This window comes from Streptococcus anginosus subsp. whileyi MAS624 (assembly GCF_000478925.1).
Taxonomy (GTDB): Bacteria; Bacillota; Bacilli; order Lactobacillales; family Streptococcaceae; genus Streptococcus; species Streptococcus whileyi.
This window is the reverse complement of the sequence record NZ_AP013072.1, coordinates 1,711,766-1,737,552: the sequence shown is the minus strand read 5'-3', so window position 1 is coordinate 1,737,552 and position 25,787 is coordinate 1,711,766. Positions and strand designations below refer to the sequence as shown.

Below are 25,787 nucleotides of genomic sequence, written 5' to 3'. Positions count from 1 at the left end.
TCTTTCCCTATTTCAACTATCAAAAACACTTCTTTTTATGGTAAAATAGGTTTAATACAAGAATAAATGATAAAGGATGACTATGCGAAAAGAAATTGCACCTGAATTATACAATTACAATAAATTTCCTGGACCGGAGTTTCGGCAAATAGGAACCAAAATCCTGACTGAGACAATTGAATTTGACTTGGTAGAGAATTTCAAGGAAGGCTTTGATATAACGGCTTTTAATCAGCGCTTTTCAGAAATTTTAACAAAATTTGATTATATTGTTGGCGACTGGGGCAACGAGCAGTTGCGTTTGCGTGGATTTTATAAAGATGACAAGGCAAATGAAAGCGAGGAAAAAATCAGTCGCTTAGAAGATTATTTGTTAGAATACTGCAACTATGGCTGTGCTTATTTTGTTTTGGAAAATTTGAAACCACGTCGAGCGTCGTTTGATAAAAAATCTCATCACAAAAAGGAAAATGAAACCAAGCCACGTCGTCCTAAACAAGCTCGCTCCTATAAAGAAGAGCAACCCAAGCGAGAAAATCGCCAGCGCAGTAAGCGACAAAATCAAAAGCAAAGAGCAAGAAAGCAAAATTCAACGAAGCAACAACAAACAAGCAGCCAGCGCCACTTTGTCATTCGTCAAAAATAGTGGAAATCGAGAATGGGAACAGAGAGGAAGAAAATGAAACCATCAATTTATAGTTTGACTCGTCAGGATTTGATAGATTGGACAGAAAGTAAAGGAGAAAAGAAATTTCGAGCTACTCAGATTTGGGAGTGGCTTTATCGCAAACGGGTTCAGTCTTTTGCAGAAATGACCAATATTTCAAAGGATTTGTTGGCAAAATTAGAAGATGAATTTGTCGTGAATCCACTGAAGCAACGAATTGTGCAGGAATCGGCTGATGAAACAGTCAAATATCTCTTTGAATTGCCAGACGGTATGTTGATTGAAACAGTTCTCATGCGTCAGCACTATGGTCTGTCGGTCTGTGTAACTACTCAGGTTGGCTGCAATATTGGCTGTACTTTTTGTGCCAGCGGGCTGATTAAAAAGCAGCGTGACTTGAATAATGGGGAAATTATGTCTCAGATTATGCTGGTGCAAAAATATTTTGATGAGCGTGGACAAGGTGAGCGCGTCAGCCATATTGTTGTTATGGGGATTGGCGAGCCTTTTGATAACTATGACAATGTTCTCAAGTTTGTGCGAACTGTCAATGATGACAAGGGGCTGGCTATTGGGGCTCGTCACATTACGGTTTCAACCTCTGGATTAGCGCATAAAATTCGTGATTTTGCAAACGAAGGAGTGCAGGTTAATTTAGCTGTTTCTCTTCATGCACCCAATAATGAATTGCGCTCCAGCATTATGAAAATCAATCGTGCCTTTCCAATTGAGAAGTTATTTGCGGCAATTGAATATTATATTGAAACGACCAACCGCCGAGTGACCTTTGAATATATTATGTTAAATGAAGTCAATGACGGAGTAGAGCAGGCATTGGAATTAGCTGAATTGCTCAAAAACATCAAAAAGCTATCGTATGTCAATTTGATTCCTTACAATCCGGTTAGCGAACATGATCAATACAGTCGCAGTCCCAAAGAACGTGTAATGGCTTTCTACGATACTCTAAAAAAGAATGGTATTAACTGTGTTGTTCGTCAAGAGCATGGGACAGATATTGATGCAGCCTGCGGTCAATTGCGCTCAAACACCATGAAGCAAGACAAGGAGAAAGCTCTTACCAAGCATGCTTAAATTGAACAATCTATTGAAAACAGATGGTGAATTAACCGTTAAGGGACGTACTTTTCTTACTTGGGGAAGCATTTTCTACATTTTATTATTATGTCTAATGTGTTTTCTCCCTCAAGTGCCAGAAAAGGGAATGGAAACACCGGGAATTCAGCAGTTTGGTCGTATTGTAGTGCTTCTCATTCCTTTTAATTCTTTTATCAATCTTGGGCAAATTACGTCCTTCTTTCAATTGGTCAAAGTTTTTGTACAAAATCTAATGAATATATTTCTGCTTAGCCCACTGATTTTTCAACTTCTCTGGCTTTTTCCTAAGTTGAGGAGCACTAAGCATGTGCTATTTGCCAGTTTTGCAATGAGTCTTTTTATCGAATGCACGCAGATTTTGTTAGATATTTTAATCGATGCCAATCGTGTTTTTGAAATAGATGATTTATGGACAAATACATTAGGCGGATATCTGGCTTTTCTGTTGTATAAGACTTGTGTCAGCCATTGGAAAGATAAGTTTCTGACTTCTAAGTAAAAATAAGGGTTATTGTTCGGATTTAGGATGCTTTTTCACTATTTTATTGATAGAATGGTAGAAAAACTCTATAATAATGCTCAAACATCAGAAAAGTAGTAAATTGATACTTCCAGAGAGCTTGTGCTAGGTGTAAACAAGTAGTAGATATTGAACTGCACCCCAAAAGTTAGACAAGAAAACTCTAACTTTTAGGGTGTTATTTTTATGAAATTAAGTTATGAAGACAAGGTTCAAATCTATTACTTGCGAAAAAGCGGCGCAACTCTCAAGTCATTATCAAAACAGTTTAACTTCAATCAGTCAGGGATCGAATATCTGATTCGGCTGATTGATAGGCATGGAGTAGGCATTGTCAAGAGAGGTAAGAAGACTTATTATTCTCCTGAACTAAAGCAAAAAATCCTTCATCAAGTTCTTCTTGAAGGGCGTTCTCAATTGTCAGTCTCTCTCGATTTTGCCCTTCCTAACAGGGGGACTCTCCCAAATTGGCTGGCACAATATAAGAAAAACGGCTATACTATTGTTGAGAAACAAAGAGGGAGACCACCAAAGATGGGACGTAAGAAAAAGAAAACTTGGGAAGAAATGACGGAACTAGAGCGACTTCAAGAAGAGAACGAGCGTCTTAGAACGGAGAATGCCTATCTAAAAAAGTTGAGGGAGTTACGCTTAAGGGACAAAACCTTACAGCACGAAAAGCAGAGACAATTAGAGAGATGGTCAAGGGAGGATTCCGATTAAGTTTCCTACTAGCCATAGCTAAACTCTCTCGTGCAACTTACTATTACCAGCTAAAACAGCTGGACAAACCAGACAAGAATCAAGAGTTAAAAGCTGAAATTCAATTGATTTATGATGAGCACAAGGGAAACTATGGTTATCGTCGGATTCATCTTGAACTGAAAAATCGTGGCTTTCACGTTAATCATAAGAAAGTTCAGCGATTGATGCAAGTGATGGGACTACAAGCTCGAATTCGTCGTCAACGGAAGTATTCTTCTTACAAGGGGGAGATTGGTAAGAAAGCTGAGAATCTCATTCAGCGTCAATTTCAAGCTTCTAAGCCTTATGAGAAGTGCTATACAGATGTAACCGAATTTGCCTTACCAAACGTCAATGGAAAGCTCTACCTGTCTCCTATTTTAGATGGGTATAATAGTGAAATCATTGCCTTTACCTTGTCACGTTCACCTGACTTGAACCAGGTCAGAACAATGTTAGCCAAGGCTTTTCCTGCTGAAACCTACAAGGGAACCATTCTCCACAGTGACCAAGGCTGGCAGTATCAGCACCAGTCTTATCATCAATTCTTAGAAGCGAAAGGAATTGTCCCATCTATGTCTCGCAAGGGCAATAGTCCAGACAATGGGATGATGGAGTCCTTCTTTGGCATCCTCAAATCGGAGATGTTCTACGGTTATGAGAAGAGTTATCAATCGCTTGAGGAGCTGGAGAAAGCTATTGCAACTTATATTGTTTATTACAACAATAAACGGAGCAAAACTAAACTAAAAGGACTTAGTCCTGTGCAGTACAGAACTAAATCCTTTCACTAATATTTTTTGTCTAACTTTTTGGGGGCAGTACAATATTTATGAAATAGGCTGATGTAAATGATATGAATTTGAAACGATAAAAATTCGGTGTGCACACCTTACAGTGCAACTTGTTGATAGACAAGATAGAGATATGCAGATAAGGTCTACTTTTCCCATGATTGAGGTGGCACCGCGCTCATATGCCCTCACACAGTTTTTGTGTGGGGGTATTTTGTTGTTTAAATTCAAGAATACTAAAGATTGTGAGGAAACATCATGGTATAAAATAAAGGATATTTTGGTCAATTTGGTGGTAGCTTTGTACCGAAACCGATTCAAGTTTTATTAGACGAGCTAGAGGGGACATTTGAAAAGTATAAAAATGATCCAGAGTTCCTAGCAGAATATCATCATTATTTAGCAGATTATGTAGGTCGAGAGACACCGCTTTATTTTGCAGAAAGTTTGACGGACCACTTAGGAGGTACAAAAATCTATCTCAAACGAGAAGACTTGAATCACCTAGGTTCTCATAAATTAAATAATGTTTTAGGGCAAATTCTCCTAGCAAAACGAATGGGTAAGACCAGAGTTATCGCAGAGACTGGAGCCGGTCAACATGGAGTAGCAACAGCTGCAGCAGCTAAGTTTGGTATGAAATGCGATGTATATATGGGTGCAGAAGATGTGGAACGTCAGCGATTGAATGTTTTCCGAATGGAAATGATGGGAGCAACTGTCCATGCGGTTGAAATAGGGACTAAAACATTAAAGGATGCAGTGGATGCTGCTTTTGCTGCTTGGATGACAGATTTAGCTGCTTTTTATGTCCTAGGTTCAGCTGTTGATCCTCATCCTTATCTAACGATTGTGCATGAGTTTCAAAAGGTCATTAGTCAGGAATCTCGCCGTGAAATTCTAGATAAGGAAGGTGCCTACCAGATTATATTATTGCCTGTGTCGGCGGAGGTTCTAATGCAATTGGAGCATTTTCTGAATACGTGGCAGATAAAGAAGTCAATTTAGTTGGTGTTGAAGCAGCTGGTCATGGCTTGAATACAGACAAGCATGCGGCTACAATGACTAAAGGGTCCATTGGAGTTGTTGATGGCATGAAAACGTATGCTGTATTTTCAGAAGACGGTCAGGTGGCTCCTGTTTATTCTATTTCCGCTGGATTGGACTATCCGGGAGTTGGTCCTGAACATGCCTTTTTTAAAGATTCAGGTAGAGTTGAGTATGTGGCTGCAACAGATGATGAAGCGGTAGATGCACTGTTATTGTTGACACAAAAAGAAGGAATCCTTCCTGCCATTGAAAGTTCTCACGCTATTGCAGAAGCAGTTAAACGCGCGCCTCGATTGAGTAAGGACAAGATTATCATTGTCAATGTATCTGGGCGCGGTGATAAAGATGTAGCAGCTATTGCTGACTACTTAGAAAAAAGAAACACGAAAAATCAAGAGTGAGATAGACACCCATGATTGCTAGCACAATCATCCCCCAAAAAATTATGAAATCTGGGAAGATGACGTAAAAAAACTAAAATTTGAAAATTTTAATCATCGCTCCCTTATTTCGAGGCTCCGCTGAATCTAGATACATCCATCCTAGCCTCATGATAGGATGTCATTCTAATTTTATTGAAGTAACAACTCATACATAAGTAGAACAATCACTCCAATCAAAAGACAGGGAACGAAAGCTATCCTGTCTTTTCTCTTTTTTAAGCAAAAGAGACATAAGCCCACTAAGCTGGCAATTTGAATCAGCCAAAGAATCTCTGTCAACTTGAAAACAGTTGAACAAGAAGCTAGAAAAAGAAAGTCTCCTGCGCCAATTCGTAAGTCAAAGAAAAAAGCTACTATTCCAAGGGTTAAAAAACTAATCATTAGAAGATTGAAACCTGTTAAAAAGAGAAGAAGGAAATGGAAAAACAGCCAAATAAGCAGAGGATATTCTTGTTCTCTTTGATCGTAAAGGGATAAGGTTATGCCCATTACAAGTAGGACAAGCTGACCGATACTTAGATAGCCCATAGAAGTTGCAAGAAAGAGAGATCCGATAGCGATTTCTAATACCAAATAGCGGATGGGAATTTTTGACTGACAAAACCGACAACGCAGTCGATTGATAAGCTGAGAAAGGACAGGGACTAAATCGCGAGGTGCTAATTTCTGTCCACAAGCATTACAATGACTGGAAGGACCGATAATAGACTGTTCAGGGAAACGATCAACGACCAGCCCTAAAAAGGAAGCTACAATGCTTCCAACCAAGAAAAAATAAAAATGAATCATACTTTTTTATTCGTAAATAATTCTAAAAAATTGCAACTTTTCTAATAAAAGAAATTTCAGAGTTCAATCATTTGACTTTCTTATTTAGAAACATTATAATTAAATCATAATCAAAAAGATTAGAATCATTCTAAATAAAAGCGAGGTAGGATAATGGTTAATCTAAAAAATGAAGCAGCAAAAGATGTTGCAACTTTCTCAAGTGTTGAGTCTTTCAGTAAGTCTCTTCCCAAAACAAAAGCAGTTTTAAACCAAGTGGTAGCGGATTTATACACTGCTCACATTGCTCTTCACCAAGTACATTGGTACATGCGTGGAGCTGGTTTTATGGTTTGGCATCCTAAGATGGATGAGTATATGGAAACCTTGGATACGACTTTAGATGAAGTAAGTGAACGTTTGATTACTTTAGGTGGAATGCCGTATTCAACTTTGAGTGAATTTATCCAACACAGCAATATTGAAGAAAAAGAAGGAAAATTCAGTAAGAATGTTGCAGAAAGTTTGGAACGTGTCATCGAAATCTTCCGTTACTTGGTAGGTCTCTACCAAGAAGCTCTGGATGTAACAGATGAAGAAGGAGATGATGTGACCAACGATATTTTTGTCGGTGCTAAAGCTGATCTTGAAAAGAATATCTGGATGTTAACGGCTGAAATTGGACAAACTCCAGGAGTGTAAGCAAATATTTGAGAATAGAAAATAAAATTTTAAAATCTTTTAGAGTTTAAGATAAATTTAAGGAGGTAGCGTTATACTAATACCATCAGATGAAGACCTCCTAACTTTATTTGATAAAAATCCTAAACTTTTCTTTTTCATAATAATCTCCCTATAAGAGTCGCCCAATCGGCGGCTTTTTTGTTGTTTTTGAGCACTTGAAGAATGTTTTACTTACAAAATGAGTTCTTTTCAACCTTGAAATACTCCTAAAATTCTGGTAAAATAAGCCTCATGAAAACACTTTATGATGTGCAGCAATACCTCAAAAGTTTTGGCATTATTATCTATATGGGTAAGCGCTTGTATGATATTGAAATGATGAAAATTGAGTTAGAGAGGATTTATGATGCGGGCTTGATAGAAAGAATGGACTATCTAGAAGCTGAGCGGGTCTTGCGAAAGGAACATCAGTTGGAATTACAATATTTGAAGAAGAATGAGGAGAAAACATGTTAAACTGGATTTTATTGGCAATTATTGTTGGAACGTTAGGCTGGATGGGCTTTAACTATGTCCGTGTTCGTCATGCGGCTAAGGTAGTAGACAATGCAGAATTTGGTGATATGATTCGGCAAGGTCAGTTGATTGATTTGCGCGACCCAGCTGATTTTCGTCGGAAACATATTTTAGGAGCGCGAAATATCCCGTCACAGCAGTTAAAAACAAGCTTAGGAGCGATTCGCAAAGACAAGGCTGTTTTACTATATGAAAATAGTCGGGGACAACGTGTGATGAATGCAGCTATCTTATTGAAAAAGGAAGGTTATAAGGATATTTACATCCTCTCTGCAGGACTAGATGGTTGGAAAGGAAAAGTTAAAAGTGAGTAATCTAAAAGGGTTGCTCACTTTTAATAGCTTTTTTCTAAATATTGTTTTACTTTTTCGAGTTCTGTTTGGTTCAGCGCTCGGTATTCTCCTGCTGCTAAGTTTTGGTCCAATTCAAAAGCTCCGAAATGAGTCCGTTTAAGAGAAAGAACTTTGACACCGACAGTCAAAAACATTTTTTTGATTTGATGAAATTTTCCCTCAGAAATAGTGACTGTCGCAGTACTTTTGTTTGGAGTAGAAGAATGAATTGTAAGTAGAGCTGGTTTACAAATAGTTCCATCAAGAAAAACAATCCCTTTTTGAAAGGTTTTTATCATCTGGTTATCTAGGAGACCGTTCACTTCAACCTCATATGTTTTTGCAATGTGGTATTGAGGATGTAGTAGTTGAAAACCGAGAGGTCCGTTGTCGGTTATTAACAATAGTCCAGAAGTATCTCGATCAAGTCGCCCAACAGAATATAGGTGTTCATTGAAGTCTTCAGGTCTGATGAGATCCAGAACGGTTTGGTGTTTCCTATCAGAGTTAGCAGTCACAACACCAAGTGGCTTATTCATCATAAAATACTGATGAGGCTTGCCCAGAACAGGTTGTTCTTCTAGCGTAATAGTCTGCAAGCCTGTATCAACATTTTGACTAAGTTTTCGAGCAGGGCGGTCATCTACCAAGATTTTCTTTTTTAGGAGAGCTTGCTTCATTTTTTTACGACTAATGTGAGCTTGAGCTAGTAGGACATCTAAACGCATACAGTTTCCTTTGTTTTTTCTTATCATATCATAATTTTGCAATAAAGAATGTAAATAAATTTGTCGGACATTGATTTTCTAATGAAAACATTTACACCCGGTTTAACCGTGTTTTTTACTGTAATCTGTGGTATAATTGTTCAGTTAGAAATAAAACTTAAGATTTAGAGGATAAAATGACAAAATTAAGAGAAGATATTCGCAATATCGCTATTATCGCTCACGTTGACCACGGGAAAACAACGCTGGTGGACGAATTATTGAAGCAATCACATACATTGGACGAACGCAAAGAGTTGCAAGAACGCGCAATGGACTCTAACGATCTTGAAAAAGAACGCGGAATTACCATTCTTGCTAAGAACACAGCTGTTGCTTATAATGGCGTCCGCATCAATATCATGGACACTCCAGGACACGCGGACTTCGGTGGAGAAGTTGAGCGGATTATGAAAATGGTGGACGGGGTTGTTTTGGTTGTTGATGCTTATGAAGGAACCATGCCACAAACTCGTTTTGTATTAAAAAAAGCTCTTGAGCAAGATTTGGTGCCGATTGTTGTGGTCAATAAAATTGACAAACCGTCTGCACGCCCTGCAGAAGTGGTGGATGAAGTCTTGGAACTTTTCATTGAGCTGGGTGCAGATGATGACCAATTGGATTTTCCAGTTGTGTATGCTTCTGCTATCAATGGAACATCTTCTATGTCAGACGATCCTGCTGACCAAGAGCACACTATGGCACCGCTTTTTGATACTATTATTGATCATATTCCAGCACCAGTGGATAATTCAGACGAGCCACTTCAATTCCAAGTTTCTCTTTTGGACTACAATGACTTTGTAGGTCGTATTGGGATTGGTCGTGTTTTCCGCGGAACGGTGAAAGTTGGAGACCAAGTGACGCTTTCTAAACTAGACGGCACAACGAAAAACTTCCGTGTCACCAAGCTATTTGGTTTCTTTGGATTAGAACGCCGTGAAATTGACGAAGCCAAAGCAGGTGATTTGATTGCCGTGTCTGGTATGGAAGATATCTTTGTTGGTGAAACGATTACTCCGACAGATGCAGTAGAACCATTGCCAATTCTTCACATTGACGAACCAACGCTGCAAATGACTTTCTTGGTGAACAATTCACCATTTGCTGGTCGTGAAGGGAAATGGGTAACGTCTCGTAAGGTTGAGGAACGCCTGCAAGCGGAATTGCAAACGGACGTCTCACTTCGTGTGGATCCGACTGATTCACCAGATAAATGGATTGTGTCAGGTCGTGGAGAGTTGCACTTATCAATCTTAATTGAAACCATGCGTCGTGAAGGCTATGAGTTACAAGTATCGCGCCCAGAAGTTATCGTCAAAGAAGTGGACGGTGTGCAATGTGAGCCATTTGAGCGTGTGCAAATTGACACCCCAGAAGAATACCAAGGTTCGGTTATTCAAAGTCTTTCTGAGCGCAAGGGTGAAATGTTAGACATGGTGGCTACCGGAAACGGACAAACACGTTTGATTTTCCTTGTGCCTGCGCGTGGCTTGATTGGATACTCAACTGAATTCCTTTCTATGACGCGTGGTTACGGGATTATGAACCACACTTTTGACCAATACCTACCATTGATTCCAGGTGAGATTGGCGGTCGTCGTCGCGGAGCTCTTGTTTCGATTGATACAGGAAAAGCAACGACTTATTCAATCATGTCTATTGAGGAACGTGGAACCATTTTTGTTAATCCAGGTACAGAAGTTTACGAAGGAATGATTATTGGTGAAAATTCACGCGAAAATGACTTGACGGTTAATATTACGAAAGCAAAACAAATGACCAATGTTCGGTCTGCCACGAAAGACCAAACAGCAGTTATTAAAACACCTCGTATCTTGACATTGGAAGAATCTCTTGAATTCTTGAATGATGATGAGTACATGGAAGTCACACCAGAATCAATCCGTTTGCGGAAACAAATTCTTGATAAAAACCAACGGGCTAAAGCTGCTAAAAAGAAAAAATCAGCTGAATAATGAAAGAATGATTTGCTTTGCTGCTAATATATGAAAGAAGCGGATGGGCTAGAAAGGAGCAGAAATGTTTTATTTGATTTTTGGAATTCTCATTTTGTTATTTTACATTTTTGCTGCTCCACAGAGCATTAAAGGGACTTTAAATGTAGTAGTTTTAGTGATTGCTCTAGTCGCTTTTATCATTTTATTAGGATTGGCAGTATTTCAGATTTTTCAATTACCGTCTGAATTTTTCGTAGGAATTGCAATGATTGGCGTAGCTTATTTTTCTCTACGTGATATTTCAAAATTGTCACAAAAAGATAGAAAAGTATCGTTTCGCTCAAAACTTCGTAACAGACAAGAATAAAAAGCCGTAAAGGCTTTTTTATTTTCTGAAAAAAAGGTAAAATAGATACAGAAGAATTAAAAAGAGGCATGTTATGAAGCACATTACAAATTTTGCAAATAAGAAAGTTTTAGTTTTAGGCTTGGCCAAGTCTGGTGAATCCGCTGCTCGTTTACTAGATAAGTTGGGAGCGATTGTCACAGTGAATGACGGAAAGCCATTTGAGGAAAATCCTGCTGCTCAGTCTCTTCTTGAAGAAGGCATCAAAGTAGTAACAGGTGGTCATCCTTTGGAACTCTTGGATGAAGAATTTGAACTAATGGTCAAAAATCCTGGTATTCGTTACGACAACCCTATGGTCAAGAAAGCATTGGAAAAGGAAATCCCAGTCATCACTGAAGTTGAGTTGGCTTATTTGATTTCAGATGCTCCAATTATTGGGATTACGGGTTCTAATGGAAAAACAACAACAACGACGATGATTGCGGAAGTCTTGACTGCAGGTGGTCAAAGTGGTCTACTTTCTGGAAATATTGGTTTTCCATCCAGTCAAGTTGCAACAACTGCAACCCAAAATGATACTCTAGTTATGGAGTTGTCTTCTTTCCAACTCATGGGTATTGAAACCTTTCACCCAGAGATTGCAGTGATTACCAACTTGATGCCAACTCACATTGATTATCATGGCTCTTTTGAAAATTATGTGGCGGCTAAATGGAACATTCAAAAAAATATGAGCAAATCTGACTTCCTCGTATTGAATTTCAACCAAACATTAGCGAAAGAGCTGGCCGCAAAGACGCAAGCGACCGTTGTATCATTTTCAACGACAGAAAAGGTAGACGGCGCTTACTTAGAGGGAAACATGTTGACCTTCCGTGGAGAGCCTGTTATGGCAGCAGATGAGCTTGGCGTTCCGGGCAGTCATAATGTTGAAAATGCCCTCGCAACTATTGCAGTTGCGAAACTGCGTGGCATTGAAAATCAAGTCATCAAAGAAACTTTGGCAGGTTTTGGCGGTGTTAAACATCGTCTCCAATATGTCGGTGAAATCAACCATGTTAAATTTTATAACGATAGCAAATCCACAAATATTCTTGCAACGCAAAAGGCTTTATCTGGTTTTGACAATAGTAAGGTCATCTTGATTGCTGGTGGACTGGACCGTGGCAATGAATTTGACGAATTGGTGCCAAATATTCAAGGATTGAAGAAAATGGTTATTCTTGGAGAATCTGCAGCACGTGTCAAGAGAGCAGCAGATAAAGCAGGTGTGAGCTATATGGATGCTGCTGATGTGAAAGACGCGACGCAAAAAGCTTTTGCTGAAGCTCAAGCAGGTGACATTGTTCTTCTCAGTCCTGCAAATGCTAGCTGGGACATGTATCCAAATTTTGAAGTCCGTGGCGATGAGTTTATTGCAACATTTGAAGAATTAAAGGGTTAAGATGAAAAAGATTGTATTTACAGGTGGAGGAACGGTTGGTCATGTGACTCTAAACCTTCTACTCATTCCAAAATTCCTAGAAGCAGGCTGGCAAGTTCACTATATTGGTGATAAGCATGGGATTGAATACCAAGAAATCCAGAAATCAGGTTTGGATATCACTTTTCATTCTATAGCGACGGGGAAATTACGTCGTTACTTTTCTTGGCAAAATATGTTAGATGTATTCAAAGTGGCTTGGGGTATTTTGCAATCTTTAGGAATTATGGTAAAGGTTCGTCCGCAAGCTCTCTTTTCTAAGGGTGGTTTTGTATCGGTTCCTCCTGTTATTGCAGCTCGCTTAGCTGGGATTCCAGTTTATGTACATGAATCAGACCTCTCTATTGGTCTAGCAAATAAAATTGCTTACAAATGTGCGATAAAAATGTATTCTACTTTTGAACAAGCCCATGCGTTGACAAAAATTGAGCATGTGGGAGCTGTGACAAAAGTAGGAGAAAAAACAACTGCTCCAAATGAGCAGATTCAAGCGATTCGGCAGCATTTTGATGAAAACCTTCCGACACTTCTGTTTGTTGGTGGGTCAGCCGGAGCAAGGGTTTTTAATGATTTTGTAACGGCAAATAAAGCAGAGCTAACTCAGCATTACAATATTATCAATTTATCAGGCGATGCTAGTTTAGACGAATTATCAAGTCATCTCTACCGAATTGCCTATGTGACTGACCTCTATCAACCATTGATGGATTTGGCGGATGTCGTTGTTACACGTGGCGGCTCTAATACTATTTTTGAATTGTTGGCTATGGCAAAACTCCATGTAATTGTTCCTTTGGGACGCGAAGCAAGTCGCGGTGATCAGATTGAAAATGCGGATTATTTTGTAAAAAAAGGCTATGCTAAAAAATTAGACGAGCCTCAACTGAATTTAGAAAATCTTCAAAAAATGATTGCAGAGTTGCTTGAACAGAAAGCATTTTATGAAGAAAACATGAAACAGTCCCACGAAATAAAATCGTTAGATGAATTTTATAATCTTTTAAAAAATGACATGGACAAAGGAAGAAAATGACAAAAAAGAAGCAAGAGGATCAGAAAGAGCAAGAAACAGAAAAACTTTCTGAGTGGCAAAAAAGAAACAAGGAATACCTTGAAAAAAAGGCTCAAGAAGAAGCTGAAAAAGAGAAAGAACTAGCAGAGCAAAAAAAGCAGCATTTGCCAAGTTCTGAAAAAGAGAATGTCGAAAAGAATGATGAAAATACAGAAGAAGTGACAGCGGATACTCAAGAGAACGAGTCAGAGGAAGCGGAAAAGCCTACCGAGACAGAAACTTCTGAGGAAGAACAAGATGAACCTCTTCTTGATAAAGCAGCCTTGCGAAAAAAGAAGAAAGCAGAACGCAAACAAGCTAAGCGGGAAGCAAAAGAGACAAGAGAAAAAATCGCTCCTCGCCATGTTTACCGTGCTCTTCCAGTCTTGATTCTAAGTTCTGTTTTGTTGATTTTAGCTGTTTATTTTATAAGCCCCTATTCAAAATTAAAGAATATAGAGGTAACGGGCAATAAACAGCTTTCAAAAACAGAGGTGCTGGATGCTTCTAGTATTCAAAAAGAGGATTACACCTTGACGACATATTTAAGTCAAAAGGCACATGCTAGAAATATTAAATTGTCAAGTCTATGGGTGAAAAAAGCAGAGATAAGTTACCAATTTCCAATTACATTTAAAATAAAAGTAACAGAATATACAGTTGTTGCTTATGATTATTCTGGGGAGCAGTATTTCCCAGTATTATCTAGTGGAGAAGAAATTGCTACTCCAGTTAAAAAATCACAGTTGCCAAAAAGTTATATAACACTTGATTTTTCAGATAAAGCAATGCTTAAGAAATTTGTGCAACAATTATCAGGTATTTCTAATACAATCAAATCAGAAATTCAAACGGTTCAGCATACACCGAGTAAAGCGACTGAAGATTTACTGACAATCACTATGACAGATGGAAATAAAATTCTAGTTCCCTTGTCAGAAGTGGGCAAAAAGCTACCTTATTATGAAAAAATAAAACCACAACTAACAGAAACAAGTACTGTAGATATGGAAGCAGGAATATTTAGTTATAGAAATAGCTAAAATAATGCAGAAAATCTACCCAATTTTTATTTTTTTATGTTATAATATGCTTTGAATAACTATACTTTTTTGATAGTTAAATTGATAAGTGAGAAACTTGGTAGATAGAGAGGAATGGTCTAATGGCTAGAGATGGCTTTTTTACAGGATTAGATATCGGAACAAGCTCCATTAAGGTCTTGGTAGCAGAACATGTAAACAATGAATTAAACGTAATCGGAGTTAGTAATGCAAAAAGTGCTGGCGTAAAAGATGGTATCATTGTAGATATCGAAGCAGCAGCAAGTGCTATAAAATCTGCAATTTCACAAGCAGAGGAAAAAGCAGGGATTTCCATTAAGTTGGTGAATGTTGGCTTGCCTGCTAACTTGTTGCAGATTGAGCCAACGCAAGGTATGATTCCTGTAACAAGCGAAACGAAAGAAATCACAGATGCAGATGTTGAAAATGTTGTGAGATCTGCTTTGACAAAAAGTATGACTCCAGACCGCGAAGTTATTACTTTTATTCCTGAAGAGTTTATTGCAGATGGCTTCCAAGGAATTCGTGATCCTCGTGGAATGATGGGCATTCGTTTAGAAATGCGTGGTCTTCTCTATACAGGTCCACGTACCATTCTTCATAATTTGAGAAAAACAGTTGAGCGTGCAGGAGTTCAAGTGGAAAATATTATCATCTCTCCGCTTGCTATGACCAAATCTGTTCTAAATGAAGGTGAACGTGAATTTGGTGCGACTGTCATTGATATGGGTGGTGGCCAAACAACAGTAGCTTCTGTTCGCAACCAAGAATTGCAATTTACCAATATCTATCAAGAAGGTGGCGAATATGTCACAAAAGATATTTCTAAGGTTTTAAAAACATCTAAGAAGTTGGCAGAGAGCTTGAAGTTTAACTATGGAGAAGCATACGTACCTGCCGCTAGCAATGAGTCTTTCCAAGTGGAAGTAATTGGTGAAGTGGAACCGGTTGAAGTAACAGAGCGCTATTTAGCAGAAATTATTTCAGCACGTGTTAAGCATATCTTTGAACAAATCAAGCAAGATTTAGAAAGAAGACACTTATTAGAACTTCCAGGTGGACTTGTTATTATTGGTGGTGGTGCAATTTTACCAGGTGTGGTGGAATTGGCGCAAGAAGTTTTCGGTGTTCCTGTTAAACTATATGTACCAAATCAAATCGGTATTCGTAATCCAGCTTTTGCTCATGTCATTAGCTTATCAGAATATGCTGGAAATCTATCTGAAGTGGATGTTTTAGCACAAGCTGCCGTTCACGGTGATGAACTTCTGCGTCATCAACCGGTTGAATTTTCTCGTCCGACTCAACAAACTCAGTCGTTCAATCCGTTGCAGCGCTTTACTCAGCCGCAACAAACAACTGTGGCTCCAATTGCTGAACCAGCAGAAGAAGTTGAACGTCCCGAACCACTTCCGACACAATCTCAACAACCAAAAGAAAAATTGACAGATCGTGTTCGAAATCTACTTGGCAATATGTTTGATTAAAGGAGAAGGTAATACATTATGACATTTTCATTTGATACAGCTGCGGCACAAGGAGCAGTAATTAAAGTTATTGGTATCGGTGGTGGTGGTGGTAATGCCATTAACCGCATGATTGATGAAGGAGTATCAGGCGTTGAATTTATCGCCGCCAATACAGATGTACAAGCTCTTAGTGGCTCAAAAGCAGAAACAGTTATTCAGCTTGGACCAAAGTTGACTCGCGGTCTAGGTGCTGGAGGACAGCCTGAAATCGGTCGTAAAGCGGCTGAAGAAAGCGAAGAAGTGTTGACGGAAGCTCTTACGGGAGCTGATATGGTCTTTATTACTGCTGGTATGGGCGGTGGCTCTGGTACAGGTGCTGCACCAGTTATTGCTCGTATTGCAAAAGGTCTTGGTGCCTTAACTGTTGCAGTTGTTACTCGTCCGTTTGGCTTTGAAGGAAGTAAGCGTGGTAACTTTGCGATTGAAGGAATCAATGAACTTCGTGAGCATGTAGACACACTTCTTATCATTTCAAACAATAATTTACTTGAAATTGTTGATAAGAAAACTCCTCTTCTTGAAGCATTGAGCGAAGCAGACAATGTCCTTCGTCAAGGTGTACAAGGAATTACGGACTTGATTACAAGCCCAGGACTTATTAACCTTGACTTTGCCGATGTAAAAACCGTTATGGCAAATAAAGGTGATGCTCTTATGGGAATCGGTATTGGTAGTGGCGAAGAACGTGTTATTGAAGCTGCACGTAAGGCTATCTATTCACCGCTTCTTGAAACAACGATTGATGGAGCTGAAGATGTCATTATCAACGTTACAGGTGGTCTTGATATGACCTTGATTGAAGCAGAAGAAGCATCAGAAATCGTCAATCAAGCAGCAGGTCATGGTGTTAATATTTGGTTAGGTACTTCTATTGACGACAGCATGAAAGATGAAATTCGTGTGACAGTTGTTGCAACGGGTGTTCGTCAAGAAAAAATTGATCGAGTAAGTGGTGTTCGTCCAGTTGCTCAACAAAATTCTTATGCAGCTGGAACTCGTGAAAATCGTAATTCTAGAGGAAGCCAAGGTTATGACCGTAACTTTGATTTGACTGAAAATCTTGAAGTTCCAAAGCCAAGTCGTCAACGGACAGAAGCGCCACAGGCTTCAGCATTTGGTGATTGGGATTTGCGTCGTGAAAATATTGTTCGCTCAACAGATGCGAGTGCTGCACCAGCCGTGGAACGTTATGAAGACACTAGTTCTGATGACGATGAATTAGAAACACCACCTTTCTTTAAAAACCGTTAAAATGGATTTAGAAAAGAATACATATCAAGTTTTGGAAAATGTAGCGCAAGCTACTCAAAAAGCCAATCGCTCAAAAAATTCAGTAGAAGTAATAGCTGTCACCAAATATGTTGACAGCTCTACTGCTAAAGAGCTGGTTAAAGCAGGAATTCATCATATCGGTGAAAATCGAGTTGATAAATTTCTAGAGAAATATCAGGCTCTGAAAGATGAACGTGTAACTTGGCACTTAATTGGTACACTTCAAAGGCGGAAAGTGAAAGATGTCATCAATTATGTTGACTATTTCCATGCCTTAGATTCAGTAAAATTAGCTCAAGAAATCAATAAAAGAGCTGAACATATCATTAAATGCTTTTTACAAGTAAATATTTCCAAAGAAGCTAGTAAACATGGTTTTGCTATAGAGGAAATAGATACGATTTTACCTGAGCTAGAAAAACTTGAAAACATTCAGATTGTAGGTTTGATGACAATGGCACCGATTGAAGCAGATGAAGCGGAATTAAATGCCATTTTCCAACAAGCCTATAAATTACAGCAAAGATTACAACGTAAACAGTTACCTAATATGCCTTTTACTGATTTAAGTATGGGAATGAGCCGTGATTATGCAATAGCTATTGCAAATGGTTCGACTTTTGTCAGAATTGGTATTGCATTTTTTAAATAGGAAAGTATTATGTCTCTTAAAGATAGATTTGATAAATTCATTGATTACTTTACGGAAGATGGTGAAGATGCTGGCGTTCAAATGCCTGAGCTACCACCACGTGCGAGTAGTCAATCTGTAACACCTACTAAAGAAAGAACAGTACATACAGCGAGTAGCTCTTCACAATCTTCTACAAAGTCGGGAGCAAATGAGAACATTACTCGTCTGCATGCACGTCAGCAAGAATTGGCACAACATCGGACAATTTCAGATGACAAAGTGACAATCAATGTTCGTTATCCAAGAAAATATGAAGAAACAACTGAAATTGTTGATTTGTTAATTGTTAATGAAAGCATTTTGATTGATTTTCAATATATGACAGAAGTGCAAGCTCGTCGTTGTTTGGATTATTTGGATGGTGCTCGTTATGTGCTTGCAGGAAATATAAAAAAAGTTGCAAGTACAATGTACCTTTTAACACCAATCAATGTTGTTGTAAATGTTGAGGATTTGAAATTACCTGAGGATTTACAAAGTGGCGAATTTGATTTTGATATGAAACGTAGATAAAAGCATGGTTTGGATTGTAAATATACTTTATAATTTAGTGAGATTATATTCATTTATTTTAGTGGTGTATGCTCTTTTATCATGGTTTCCAGGTGCCTATCAAACGTCGTTTGGTCAGTTGATTTTACGGATAGTAGAGCCTGTTTTAAAACCATTTCAACGTTTCAACCTACAATTTGCTGGGATTGATTGGACGGTTCTTGTTGTTATCTTTCTTCTGAATTTTGTTTCTGGCATCATTTTGAATGCCCTTTTGCTTTTAGCTTAAATTCATGAAAAATAGCAAACATTTATATCAACATTTTGCAGAAGAAGATCGTGAATTTGTTGATAAAAGTTTAGAACAGATGCAGCGAGTTGAAGATTCTTATTCTTTTGAAGTGACTTCGTTTGTAAATCCACATCAAGTTGAAGTTTTGCGAAATCTTGGGAATCGCTTACAATTGCAAATATTTTCAAGTTCGGATTATTATACGAGTGAATTTGCTAAAGTCATTATTGCTCCTCTCTACTATGAGTTGCAATTAAATGATTTTGAAATGGATCTGTTAGAAATCAGCTATGCGAATAAATTTCACCACTTAACCCATTCGCAAATAATGGGAACGTTATTGAATCAATTAGGGATTGAACGTAAAGTGTTTGGTGATATTCTTGTAGCTTCAGGTAGAGCACAAATTATGGTAGATAAGAAATTCACTCAATTTTTCATCGATCATATCTCAAGGATAGCAAAGACACCTTTAAAATTAAAGCAAGTAGATTTTTCACAACAAATTATCGCTCAAGCTGATTCAAAGCTAAGAGATGTGCTTGTCTCTAGTATGCGTTTGGATAAAGTGGTAGCTGCCTCATTTCATTTGTCACGAAGCATTGCCGCTCGGCTGATAGCAACAAAGCAAGTTAAGGTAAACTATTCCATGCTGGATAATCCCAGTCATCATTTGTTATTGAATGACTTAATTAGTGTACGAGGATATGGGAGAGTAAAAGTTTTAAGAGAAAATGGCTTTTCAAAAAATGGGAAGTATAAGTTAACTGTTGAATTATTGTCTAGTAAGTAAGGAGAAAATATGGCTATTACATCGTTAGAAATTAAAGATAAAGCTTTTGCTCACAAATTTAGAGGATATGATGTTGATGAAGTAGATGAATTTCTTGATATCATTGTCCAAGATTACGAAGATTTAGTTCGTGTCAATCATGAGCAAGAGTCAAAAATTAAAAATCTGGAAGAACGTTTGACCTATTTTGACGAGATGAAGGATTCCCTTAGCCAGGCTGTATTGATTGCACAAGATACAGCAGAACGTGTGAAACAAGCGGCAAATGACCGTTCTGAAAACATTGTTCATAAAGCTGAGCAAGAAGCCCAACATTTGTTGGATGAGGCAAAATACAAGGCTAATGAAATTCTTCGTCAAGCGACAGATAATGCTAAGAAAGTGGCTGTTGAAACAGAAGAATTGAAAAATAAAACGCGTGTCTTCCACCAACGTTTAAAATCAACCATTGAAAGTCAATTAAGCATTGTGAATTCTTCAGAATGGGAAGATATTCTTCGTCCAACAGCTACTTACTTGCAAACAAGCGATGAAGCTTTTAAAGAAGTTGTTCAGTCTGCTTTAGGTGAAGTCGTAACGACTCCAGAAGAGGATGAAGTGGATGTGACGCGTCAGTTCTCTCCAGAGGAAATGGAAGAATTACAAAGACGCATTGAAGAAGCAAATCGTGAATTAGCCGAAACACAAGCGTTTGAAACATTAGATGAGTCTGTCTTAGGATTAAATCTGACAAATGCTGAGACTTCAACAGATAACTCAGAAGCTACTTCAACAGAATCTGTAGATATTTTATAAGAGAATGTAAAAACAAGATGCTAACAAAATATTCGCAGCGAGCAGGTGACGGTGAGAGACCTGTAATCTCTTTTGTTAGGATTATCATTTTACAAACTTAGATCTGAAAAACAGTAAGATTTAGCGCTTAACTCACGTTACGAGTAAGAGGGATAGGAATCTTATTCTTATCTAAATGAAGGTGGTACCACGAATTTTCGTCCTTTGGATGAATTTGTGGTTTTTTTATTTTAATTTGTTAATAATATGAAAAAGGAGAACTTATGAAATTAAAAGAAACTCTTAATCTTGGAAAAACAGCTTTTCCAATGCGTGCTGGTTTGCCGAATAAAGAACCTCTTTGGCAAAAAGAGTGGGAAGATGCAAAGTTGTATCAACGTCGTCAAGAATTGAATGAAGGTAAACCACACTTTACACTTCACGATGGCCCTCCTTATGCTAATGGAAATATTCACGTTGGTCATGCCATGAATAAGATTTCAAAAGATATTATTGTGCGTTCAAAATCTATGTCTGGCTATTATGCGCCTTACATTCCAGGTTGGGATACTCATGGTCTTCCAATTGAGCAAGTCCTAGCGAAGCAAGGTGTGAAACGCAAAGAAATGGATTTGGCAGAGTATTTAAAGCTTTGTCGTGATTACGCACTCAGCCAAGTAGACAAACAACGTGAAGATTTCAAACGCTTAGGTGTTTCTGGTGATTGGGAGCATCCGTATGTGACGTTGACTCCGGATTATGAAGCTGCTCAAATTCGCGTATTTGGAGAAATGGCGAAAAAAGGCTATATCTACCGCGGTGCGAAGCCGGTTTATTGGTCATGGTCATCTGAATCAGCTCTTGCAGAGGCAGAAATTGAGTATCATGATTTGGTTTCAACCTCTCTTTACTATGCAAATAAGGTAAAAGACGGCAAAAATGTGCTAGATACAGATACTTATATTGTAGTTTGGACGACAACACCATTTACTATTACGGCTTCTCGTGGTTTGACAGTAGGTGCGGACTTTGATTATGTTGTGGTAAAGCCCGCTGGGGAAAGTCGTAAATTTGTCGTTGCTGCTGATCTGCTCAATAGCTTGTCTGAAAAATTTGGTTGGGAAGATGTGGAGGTCTTGGCAACTCATCGCGGTGCTGAACTGAACCATATCGTGACAGAGCACCCGTGGGATGAGGAAGTAGATGAATTGGTGATTCTTGGTGACCACGTTACACTAGATTCAGGTACAGGGATTGTCCATACAGCTCCTGGTTTTGGTGAGGACGACTACAATGTTGGGATTGCAAATGGCTTAGAAGTAGCCGTTACAGTTAATGAACGTGGTATCATGATGGAAAATGCTGGCCCAGATTTTGCAGGGCAATTTTATGACAAGGTAGTTCCTACAGTAATTGAAAAGTTAGGTCAACTTCTCCTTGCGCAAGAAGAAATTTCTCACTCCTACCCATTTGACTGGCGGACGAAAAAGCCAATAATTTGGCGTGCGGTACCGCAATGGTTTGCTTCAGTTTCAAAATTCCGTCAGGAAATTCTTGATGAGATTGAAAAAGTGAAGTTCCACTCTGAATGGGGTAAAGTTCGTCTTTACAATATGATCCGTGACCGTGGAGATTGGGTCATTTCGCGTCAGCGGGCTTGGGGAGTGCCACTTCCAATCTTCTATGCGGAGGACGGCACACCGATTATGACAGAGCAAACAATTGAGCATGTGGCTGAGCTCTTTACGGAACATGGCTCTATCATTTGGTGGCAACGAGAAGCGAAAGATTTGCTTCCAGAAGGATTTACTCATCCAGAGTCACCAAATGGTACATTCACTAAAGAAACGGACATCATGGACGTGTGGTTTGATTCTGGTTCTTCTTGGAATGGTGTGGTGGTCAATCGTCCTGAATTGACTTATCCTGCTGACCTTTATCTTGAAGGTTCTGACCAATATCGTGGCTGGTTTAACTCCTCTATGATTACTTCTGTTGCAAATCATGGAGTGGCTCCTTATAAACAAATCCTTTCACAAGGGTTTGCTTTGGACGGCAAAGGCGAGAAGATGTCTAAGTCTCTCGGCAACACCATTGCTCCAAGTGATGTTGAAAGACAATTTGGAGCTGAAATCTTGCGCCTTTGGGTGACGAGTGTGGATTCTAGCAACGATGTGCGTATCTCTATGGATATTCTTGGTCAAGTGTCTGAAACCTACCGAAAAATCCGTAACACCCTGCGTTTCTTGATTGCTAATACTTCTGATTTTAATCCGAAAGAAGACGCTGTTGCTTATGATGACCTTCGCTCTGTTGATAAGTACATGACTGTTCGCTTTAACCAACTTGTCAAGACGATTCGTGAGGCTTATGCCAACTTTGAATTTTTGGATATTTACAAAGCGATTGTAAACTTTGTGACAGTTGATTTATCAGCTTTCTATCTTGATTTTGCAAAAGATGTTGTCTATATTGAAGCAGCTAAATCATTGGAACGCCGTCAAATGCAGACCGTCTTTTACGATATTTTAGTAAACATTACAAAATTGTTGACCCCAATTCTTCCACATACAGCAGAAGAAATCTGGTCTTATTTAGAACATGAGCCAGAAGAATTTGTTCAGTTAGCGGAATTGCCAGATGCGCAGACTTTCCTTAATGAGGAAGAACTGTTGGATACTTGGACAGCCTTTATGCACTTCCGCAGTCAAGCTCAAAAAGCTTTGGAAGAAGCACGTAATGAAAAGGTTATTGGAAAATCCTTGGAAGCTCACTTAACGGTTTATCCAAATGAAGTAGTGAGAACATTGCTTGAAGCGGTTAATAGCGACGTTGCGCAACTTCTCATTGTCTCTAAATTAACAATCGCAGACGGGGAAGCTCCTGAAAAAGCTATTGCTTTCGAGGATGTAGCTTTTACAGTTGAGCATGCAGAGGGACAAGTTTGTGAACGTTGCCGTCGGGTAGATGAAACAGTCAAAGAATGTAGCTATCATGCAATTGTTTGTGACCACTGCGCAGAAATCGTTGAAGAACATTTTGCGCAAGCAGTTGCAGAAGGATTTGAAACAAAATAATCAAAAGGGAGTGGGACAAAAATCGGTAATTTCGAAGAAATTTGATTTTGTTGTCCCACCCCCGCACAGTTGAGTAGGGCTGTAAAGGTTGATTTATCAACCACATAGAACCCACTCAACCACTGCGACTTGCAAGAAACTCAGAAAAATCTGACGAGGTTAAGGACTTTTCTCCCAGCCTCTTCATTTTTTTAATTTCAAAGTTGCAAATGCAACCAATGTGTGCTATACTGATTTCATTGAGCATTTTCTATTTTATTGAGGATGACTTCTAATTGAAAGAGTTCAGAGGAAGTCAGAGCTTTCATGACAGACTGGATGTAGGTCGTTTCAAATCCAATCAATCGGTCGTAGATTTGCAAAGCCTTCGTCGTAGGGAAAAGCTCTTTAAACTTCTTATTTTGAGAGTTGACTTTCTTTGTGATAAATCCTTTTTCCTCTAGTTTTCTAAGGGAGCGACTAAGTGTTGTTTTATCAATTTTTACCATATGAGAAAGTTGAGATTGATTCAGTCCTTCATGCTCAACAATGCGAATAAGGATAAGAAAAAGATTATTATCTAGGTTGTATTGGCTGGCTTCATGATTCATATTCATCATGGCTTGGCGAGAAATTATGCCCATTTGACGAAAGAGATGACGATAATCTATAAAAGGCTCCTTTTATAGTTGCATTTACAATTATTATATAATAAAGAAGAAGGGAAAACAAGTATGTGGTATAAAAAGACATTTGAGGAATTAACCACCTTAGAATTTTATAAATGCTTGAAATTACGTTTGGAAACATTTGTCGTAGAGCAAAATAGTGTTTATAATGATTTGGACGAGCACGATTTAGAGGCTATCCATATTTTTCATGAAAATGAAGCCGGCGAGGTAGACGCTTATGCGAGAGTATTTGAAACGGGTACTACTATTCATTTTGGACGTGTCGTAACAGCGGCTTCTACTCGCGGTTAAGGGCTTGGTCGTAAGTTGGTCCAAGCTATTATGGAGACTTGTGCTGAAAAATGGCCTGAAAAAGAGATTCACATAGAGGCGCAAGAGCAGGTGATGGGCTTGTATGAGAAATTTGGATTTGAAGGTATCAGCGAACCCTTTATCCTAGAATCACGAGTACATGTGAAAATGGTTTACAAACGAAAATAAATGGAAAAATAAATTTTGATAGTGGGAAACGAAAGAGTCTGTTCCTAAAATAATTTAAGCCATTTTAAGAAAAGCACTCTATTTTAGTGGAAAATATGATAGAATAGCTGATAGGAGGAACAGTATGTTTCATAAAAATAAGTTATTTTTTTGGACAACAGAAGTCTTACTACTAACCATTATCTTTTTTATCTGGCGGCAAATGGACGGCTTGATTTCCCCTTTTGTGAGCGTTTTAAATACGGTTTTAATTCCTTTTCTAATTGCGGGATTTTTGTACTATGTGACGAATCCTTTAGTGAAATTCCTGGAGAAAGAGCTGAAAATTAAGAGGATTTTTGGAATTTTGATTACCTTGGTTCTCTTGTTTGGGATTATTGCTCTGGGCATTATTTATCTGCTACCTATTTTGATTACGCAGTTGACAAGTTTGATTTCTTCTAGTCAAAATGTTTATGGAGAATTGCAAAATTGGATTAACCAGCTATCGCAGCACTCTCTCTTTAAAAATCTGAATATCCAGTCTATTATTAAGCAGTTAAATTTGTCTTATGTGGATATTTTGCAAAATATTTTAAATAGTGTCACCAATAGTCTGGGGAGTGTCGTTTCAGCAGTAGTGAATACATTTTTGATTCTCATCATGACGCCGATCTTTTTGGTCTATTTCTTAATTGACGGGGATAAATTACTGCCCATGTTGGAAAGAACTGTTTTGAAGCGGGATAAGCTCAACATCACGAAATTATTGACCAATCTTAATGCAACGATTGCTCGGTATATTAGTGGGATTTCGATTGATGCGTTTATTATTGGAACGTTGGCTTTCATTGGCTATAGTGTTATTGGTCTGAAATATGCTTTGATATTTGCTATTTTTTCTATGATTGCTAATCTTATTCCTTATGTGGGTCCAAGCATTGGGTTGATTCCGATGATTATCACTTATCTGATTGCCGATCCAAAAAAAATGGTGATCGCAGTTATATATATGTTAATTGTGCAGCAAATTGACGGAAATATTCTCTATCCACGGATTGTAGGTGGCGTGATGAAGGTGCATCCAATTACCATTATGGTTCTCTTGCTTTTGTCAAGTAATATTTATGGGATTGTTGGGATGATTGTAGCGATTCCAATTTATTCTATTTTGAAAGAAATTGCAAAATTCCTAGCGAATTTATATGATAATCATCGAGCTGCACAGGAGCAAAAGAAAAATGAGGAGTACGGAATTATTAATAAATAAGAATGGGATGATGAATAAATTCAAAATCTGAAAGATGAATAGACATTCAGAAGGACTGTGTCTTAATGTTTTAGAATGATGAATATAGGGAA

22 protein-coding genes and 6 pseudogenes are annotated in these 25,787 nt (G+C 38.4%); 25 read left to right on the top strand and 3 right to left on the bottom strand.

Annotated features, from left to right (window positions below):
• Positions 1-82 precede the first annotated feature (82 nt).
• The 5 genes and pseudogenes from ANG_RS08720 to trpB all read left to right on the top strand — a co-directional run bounded on the left by ANG_RS08720 (position 83) and on the right by trpB (position 5,295).
• Positions 83-646 (top strand): YutD family protein, encoded by a 564-nt coding sequence (locus ANG_RS08720; RefSeq protein WP_003035207.1) that lies wholly within the window; start codon positions 83-85, stop codon positions 644-646.
• 33 nt (positions 647-679) lie between these two features.
• The gene (gene rlmN / locus ANG_RS08715; RefSeq protein WP_025271931.1) at positions 680-1,762 is read left to right on the top strand and encodes a dual-specificity RNA methyltransferase RlmN; all 1,083 of its coding nucleotides are present in this window, start codon (positions 680-682) and stop codon (positions 1,760-1,762) included.
• Complete coding sequence (locus ANG_RS08710) at positions 1,755-2,285, top strand: VanZ family protein (RefSeq protein ID WP_003035190.1); 531 nt, start codon at positions 1,755-1,757, stop codon at positions 2,283-2,285. The genes rlmN and ANG_RS08710 overlap by 8 nt, the downstream gene beginning before the upstream one ends.
• 207 nt (positions 2,286-2,492) lie before the next feature.
• A protein-coding gene (locus ANG_RS11020) for an IS3 family transposase (RefSeq protein ID WP_148290573.1) occupies positions 2,493-3,844 on the top strand; the annotation gives its coding sequence in 2 pieces (ribosomal slippage) (positions 2,493-2,955 and positions 2,955-3,844; 1,353 coding nt in all).
• Positions 3,845-4,159: 315 nt separating this feature from the next.
• Positions 4,160-5,295: pseudogene (trpB, locus tag ANG_RS08695) on the top strand (tryptophan synthase subunit beta).
• A gap of 171 nt (positions 5,296-5,466) precedes the next feature.
• Here the strand turns inward: trpB and ANG_RS08690 are convergent.
• Positions 5,467-6,126 (bottom strand): prepilin peptidase, encoded by a 660-nt coding sequence (locus ANG_RS08690; protein ID WP_003033966.1) that lies wholly within the window; start codon positions 6,124-6,126, stop codon positions 5,467-5,469.
• Positions 6,127-6,279: 153 nt separating this feature from the next.
• On the opposite strand from ANG_RS08690, the gene ANG_RS08685 reads away from it, so the two are divergent.
• The 3 genes from ANG_RS08685 (at position 6,280) to ANG_RS08675 (ending at position 7,679) form a co-directional block, all read left to right on the top strand.
• Entirely contained in the window at positions 6,280-6,807 is a 528-nt protein-coding gene (locus ANG_RS08685) for a Dps family protein (protein WP_003033883.1), read from the top strand.
• Positions 6,808-7,080: 273 nt separating this feature from the next.
• Positions 7,081-7,305 carry a YqgQ family protein gene (locus ANG_RS08680; protein WP_003025724.1) on the top strand — a complete coding sequence of 75 codons (225 nt, stop codon included), beginning with the start codon at positions 7,081-7,083 and terminating at the stop codon, positions 7,303-7,305.
• A complete protein-coding gene (locus ANG_RS08675; protein ID WP_020999491.1) occupies positions 7,299-7,679 on the top strand; it encodes a rhodanese-like domain-containing protein in 381 nt (126 codons plus the stop codon). The genes ANG_RS08680 and ANG_RS08675 overlap by 7 nt, the downstream gene beginning before the upstream one ends.
• A gap of 20 nt (positions 7,680-7,699) precedes the next feature.
• Here ANG_RS08675 and ANG_RS08670 read toward each other — a convergent pair whose 3' ends face one another.
• Entirely contained in the window at positions 7,700-8,425 is a 726-nt protein-coding gene (locus tag ANG_RS08670) for a pseudouridine synthase (protein WP_020999492.1), read from the bottom strand.
• A 176-nt stretch (positions 8,426-8,601) separates the two neighbouring features.
• Here ANG_RS08670 and typA point away from each other — a divergent pair, with 176 nt between their 5' ends.
• The 15 genes and pseudogenes from typA (at position 8,602) to ileS (ending at position 23,295) form a co-directional block, all read left to right on the top strand.
• Positions 8,602-10,443, top strand: coding sequence for a translational GTPase TypA (gene typA / locus ANG_RS08665; RefSeq protein WP_003032385.1), 1,842 nt, complete (start codon positions 8,602-8,604; stop codon positions 10,441-10,443).
• Between the two features lie 64 nt (positions 10,444-10,507).
• Positions 10,508-10,792, top strand: a complete 285-nt coding sequence (locus ANG_RS08660) for a DUF3165 family protein (protein WP_003033862.1) — start codon at positions 10,508-10,510, stop codon at positions 10,790-10,792.
• A gap of 73 nt (positions 10,793-10,865) precedes the next feature.
• Positions 10,866-12,218 (top strand): UDP-N-acetylmuramoyl-L-alanine--D-glutamate ligase, encoded by a 1,353-nt coding sequence (gene murD, locus ANG_RS08655; RefSeq protein ID WP_003033907.1) that lies wholly within the window; start codon positions 10,866-10,868, stop codon positions 12,216-12,218.
• A 1-nt stretch (position 12,219) separates the two neighbouring features.
• Positions 12,220-13,290 (top strand): UDP-N-acetylglucosamine--N-acetylmuramyl-(pentapeptide) pyrophosphoryl-undecaprenol N-acetylglucosamine transferase, encoded by a 1,071-nt coding sequence (locus tag ANG_RS08650; RefSeq protein WP_003033948.1) that lies wholly within the window; start codon positions 12,220-12,222, stop codon positions 13,288-13,290.
• Positions 13,287-14,351: a cell division protein FtsQ/DivIB gene (locus ANG_RS08645; RefSeq protein ID WP_003033922.1), complete on the top strand. Its 1,065-nt coding sequence runs from the start codon at positions 13,287-13,289 to the stop codon at positions 14,349-14,351. The genes ANG_RS08650 and ANG_RS08645 overlap by 4 nt, the downstream gene beginning before the upstream one ends.
• A 122-nt stretch (positions 14,352-14,473) precedes the next feature.
• Positions 14,474-15,680: pseudogene (gene ftsA, locus ANG_RS08640) on the top strand (cell division protein FtsA); the annotation flags it as partial.
• Positions 15,659-15,859 (top strand): annotated as a pseudogene (locus ANG_RS11655) (cell division protein FtsA C-terminal domain-containing protein); the annotation flags it as partial. The pseudogenes ftsA and ANG_RS11655, both read left to right, overlap by 22 nt.
• A gap of 18 nt (positions 15,860-15,877) precedes the next feature.
• The gene (ftsZ, locus tag ANG_RS08635) at positions 15,878-17,152 is read left to right on the top strand and encodes a cell division protein FtsZ (protein ID WP_003025701.1); all 1,275 of its coding nucleotides are present in this window, start codon (positions 15,878-15,880) and stop codon (positions 17,150-17,152) included.
• 1 nt (position 17,153) lies between these two features.
• On the top strand, positions 17,154-17,825 hold the full coding sequence (locus tag ANG_RS08630; RefSeq protein WP_003033946.1) for a YggS family pyridoxal phosphate-dependent enzyme: 672 nt from the start codon (positions 17,154-17,156) through the stop codon (positions 17,823-17,825).
• A 9-nt stretch (positions 17,826-17,834) separates the two neighbouring features.
• Positions 17,835-17,918: pseudogene (locus ANG_RS11650) on the top strand (cell division protein SepF); the annotation flags it as partial.
• Between the two features lie 96 nt (positions 17,919-18,014).
• Positions 18,015-18,380, top strand: a pseudogene (locus tag ANG_RS08625) (cell division protein SepF); the annotation flags it as partial.
• Positions 18,381-18,384: 4 nt separating this feature from the next.
• A complete protein-coding gene (locus ANG_RS08620; protein ID WP_003033872.1) occupies positions 18,385-18,648 on the top strand; it encodes a YggT family protein in 264 nt (87 codons plus the stop codon).
• A 4-nt stretch (positions 18,649-18,652) separates the two neighbouring features.
• Positions 18,653-19,444 (top strand): YlmH family RNA-binding protein, encoded by a 792-nt coding sequence (locus ANG_RS08615; protein ID WP_003033891.1) that lies wholly within the window; start codon positions 18,653-18,655, stop codon positions 19,442-19,444.
• 9 nt (positions 19,445-19,453) lie between these two features.
• Positions 19,454-20,239: a DivIVA domain-containing protein gene (locus tag ANG_RS08610; RefSeq protein WP_020999494.1), complete on the top strand. Its 786-nt coding sequence runs from the start codon at positions 19,454-19,456 to the stop codon at positions 20,237-20,239.
• A 263-nt stretch (positions 20,240-20,502) separates the two neighbouring features.
• Positions 20,503-23,295, top strand: a complete 2,793-nt coding sequence (ileS, locus tag ANG_RS08605; RefSeq protein WP_025271930.1) for an isoleucine--tRNA ligase — start codon at positions 20,503-20,505, stop codon at positions 23,293-23,295.
• Between the two features lie 236 nt (positions 23,296-23,531).
• On the opposite strand, the gene ANG_RS08600 is transcribed toward ileS, so the two are convergent.
• Positions 23,532-23,945, bottom strand: coding sequence for a MarR family winged helix-turn-helix transcriptional regulator (locus ANG_RS08600; protein WP_003033875.1), 414 nt, complete (start codon positions 23,943-23,945; stop codon positions 23,532-23,534).
• A 63-nt stretch (positions 23,946-24,008) separates the two neighbouring features.
• On the opposite strand from ANG_RS08600, the pseudogene ANG_RS08595 reads away from it, so the two are divergent.
• Positions 24,009-24,446 (top strand): annotated as a pseudogene (locus ANG_RS08595) (GNAT family N-acetyltransferase).
• A 124-nt stretch (positions 24,447-24,570) separates the two neighbouring features.
• Complete coding sequence (locus tag ANG_RS08590) at positions 24,571-25,695, top strand: AI-2E family transporter (protein WP_003033878.1); 1,125 nt, start codon at positions 24,571-24,573, stop codon at positions 25,693-25,695.
• Positions 25,696-25,787: the final 92 nt, after the last annotated feature.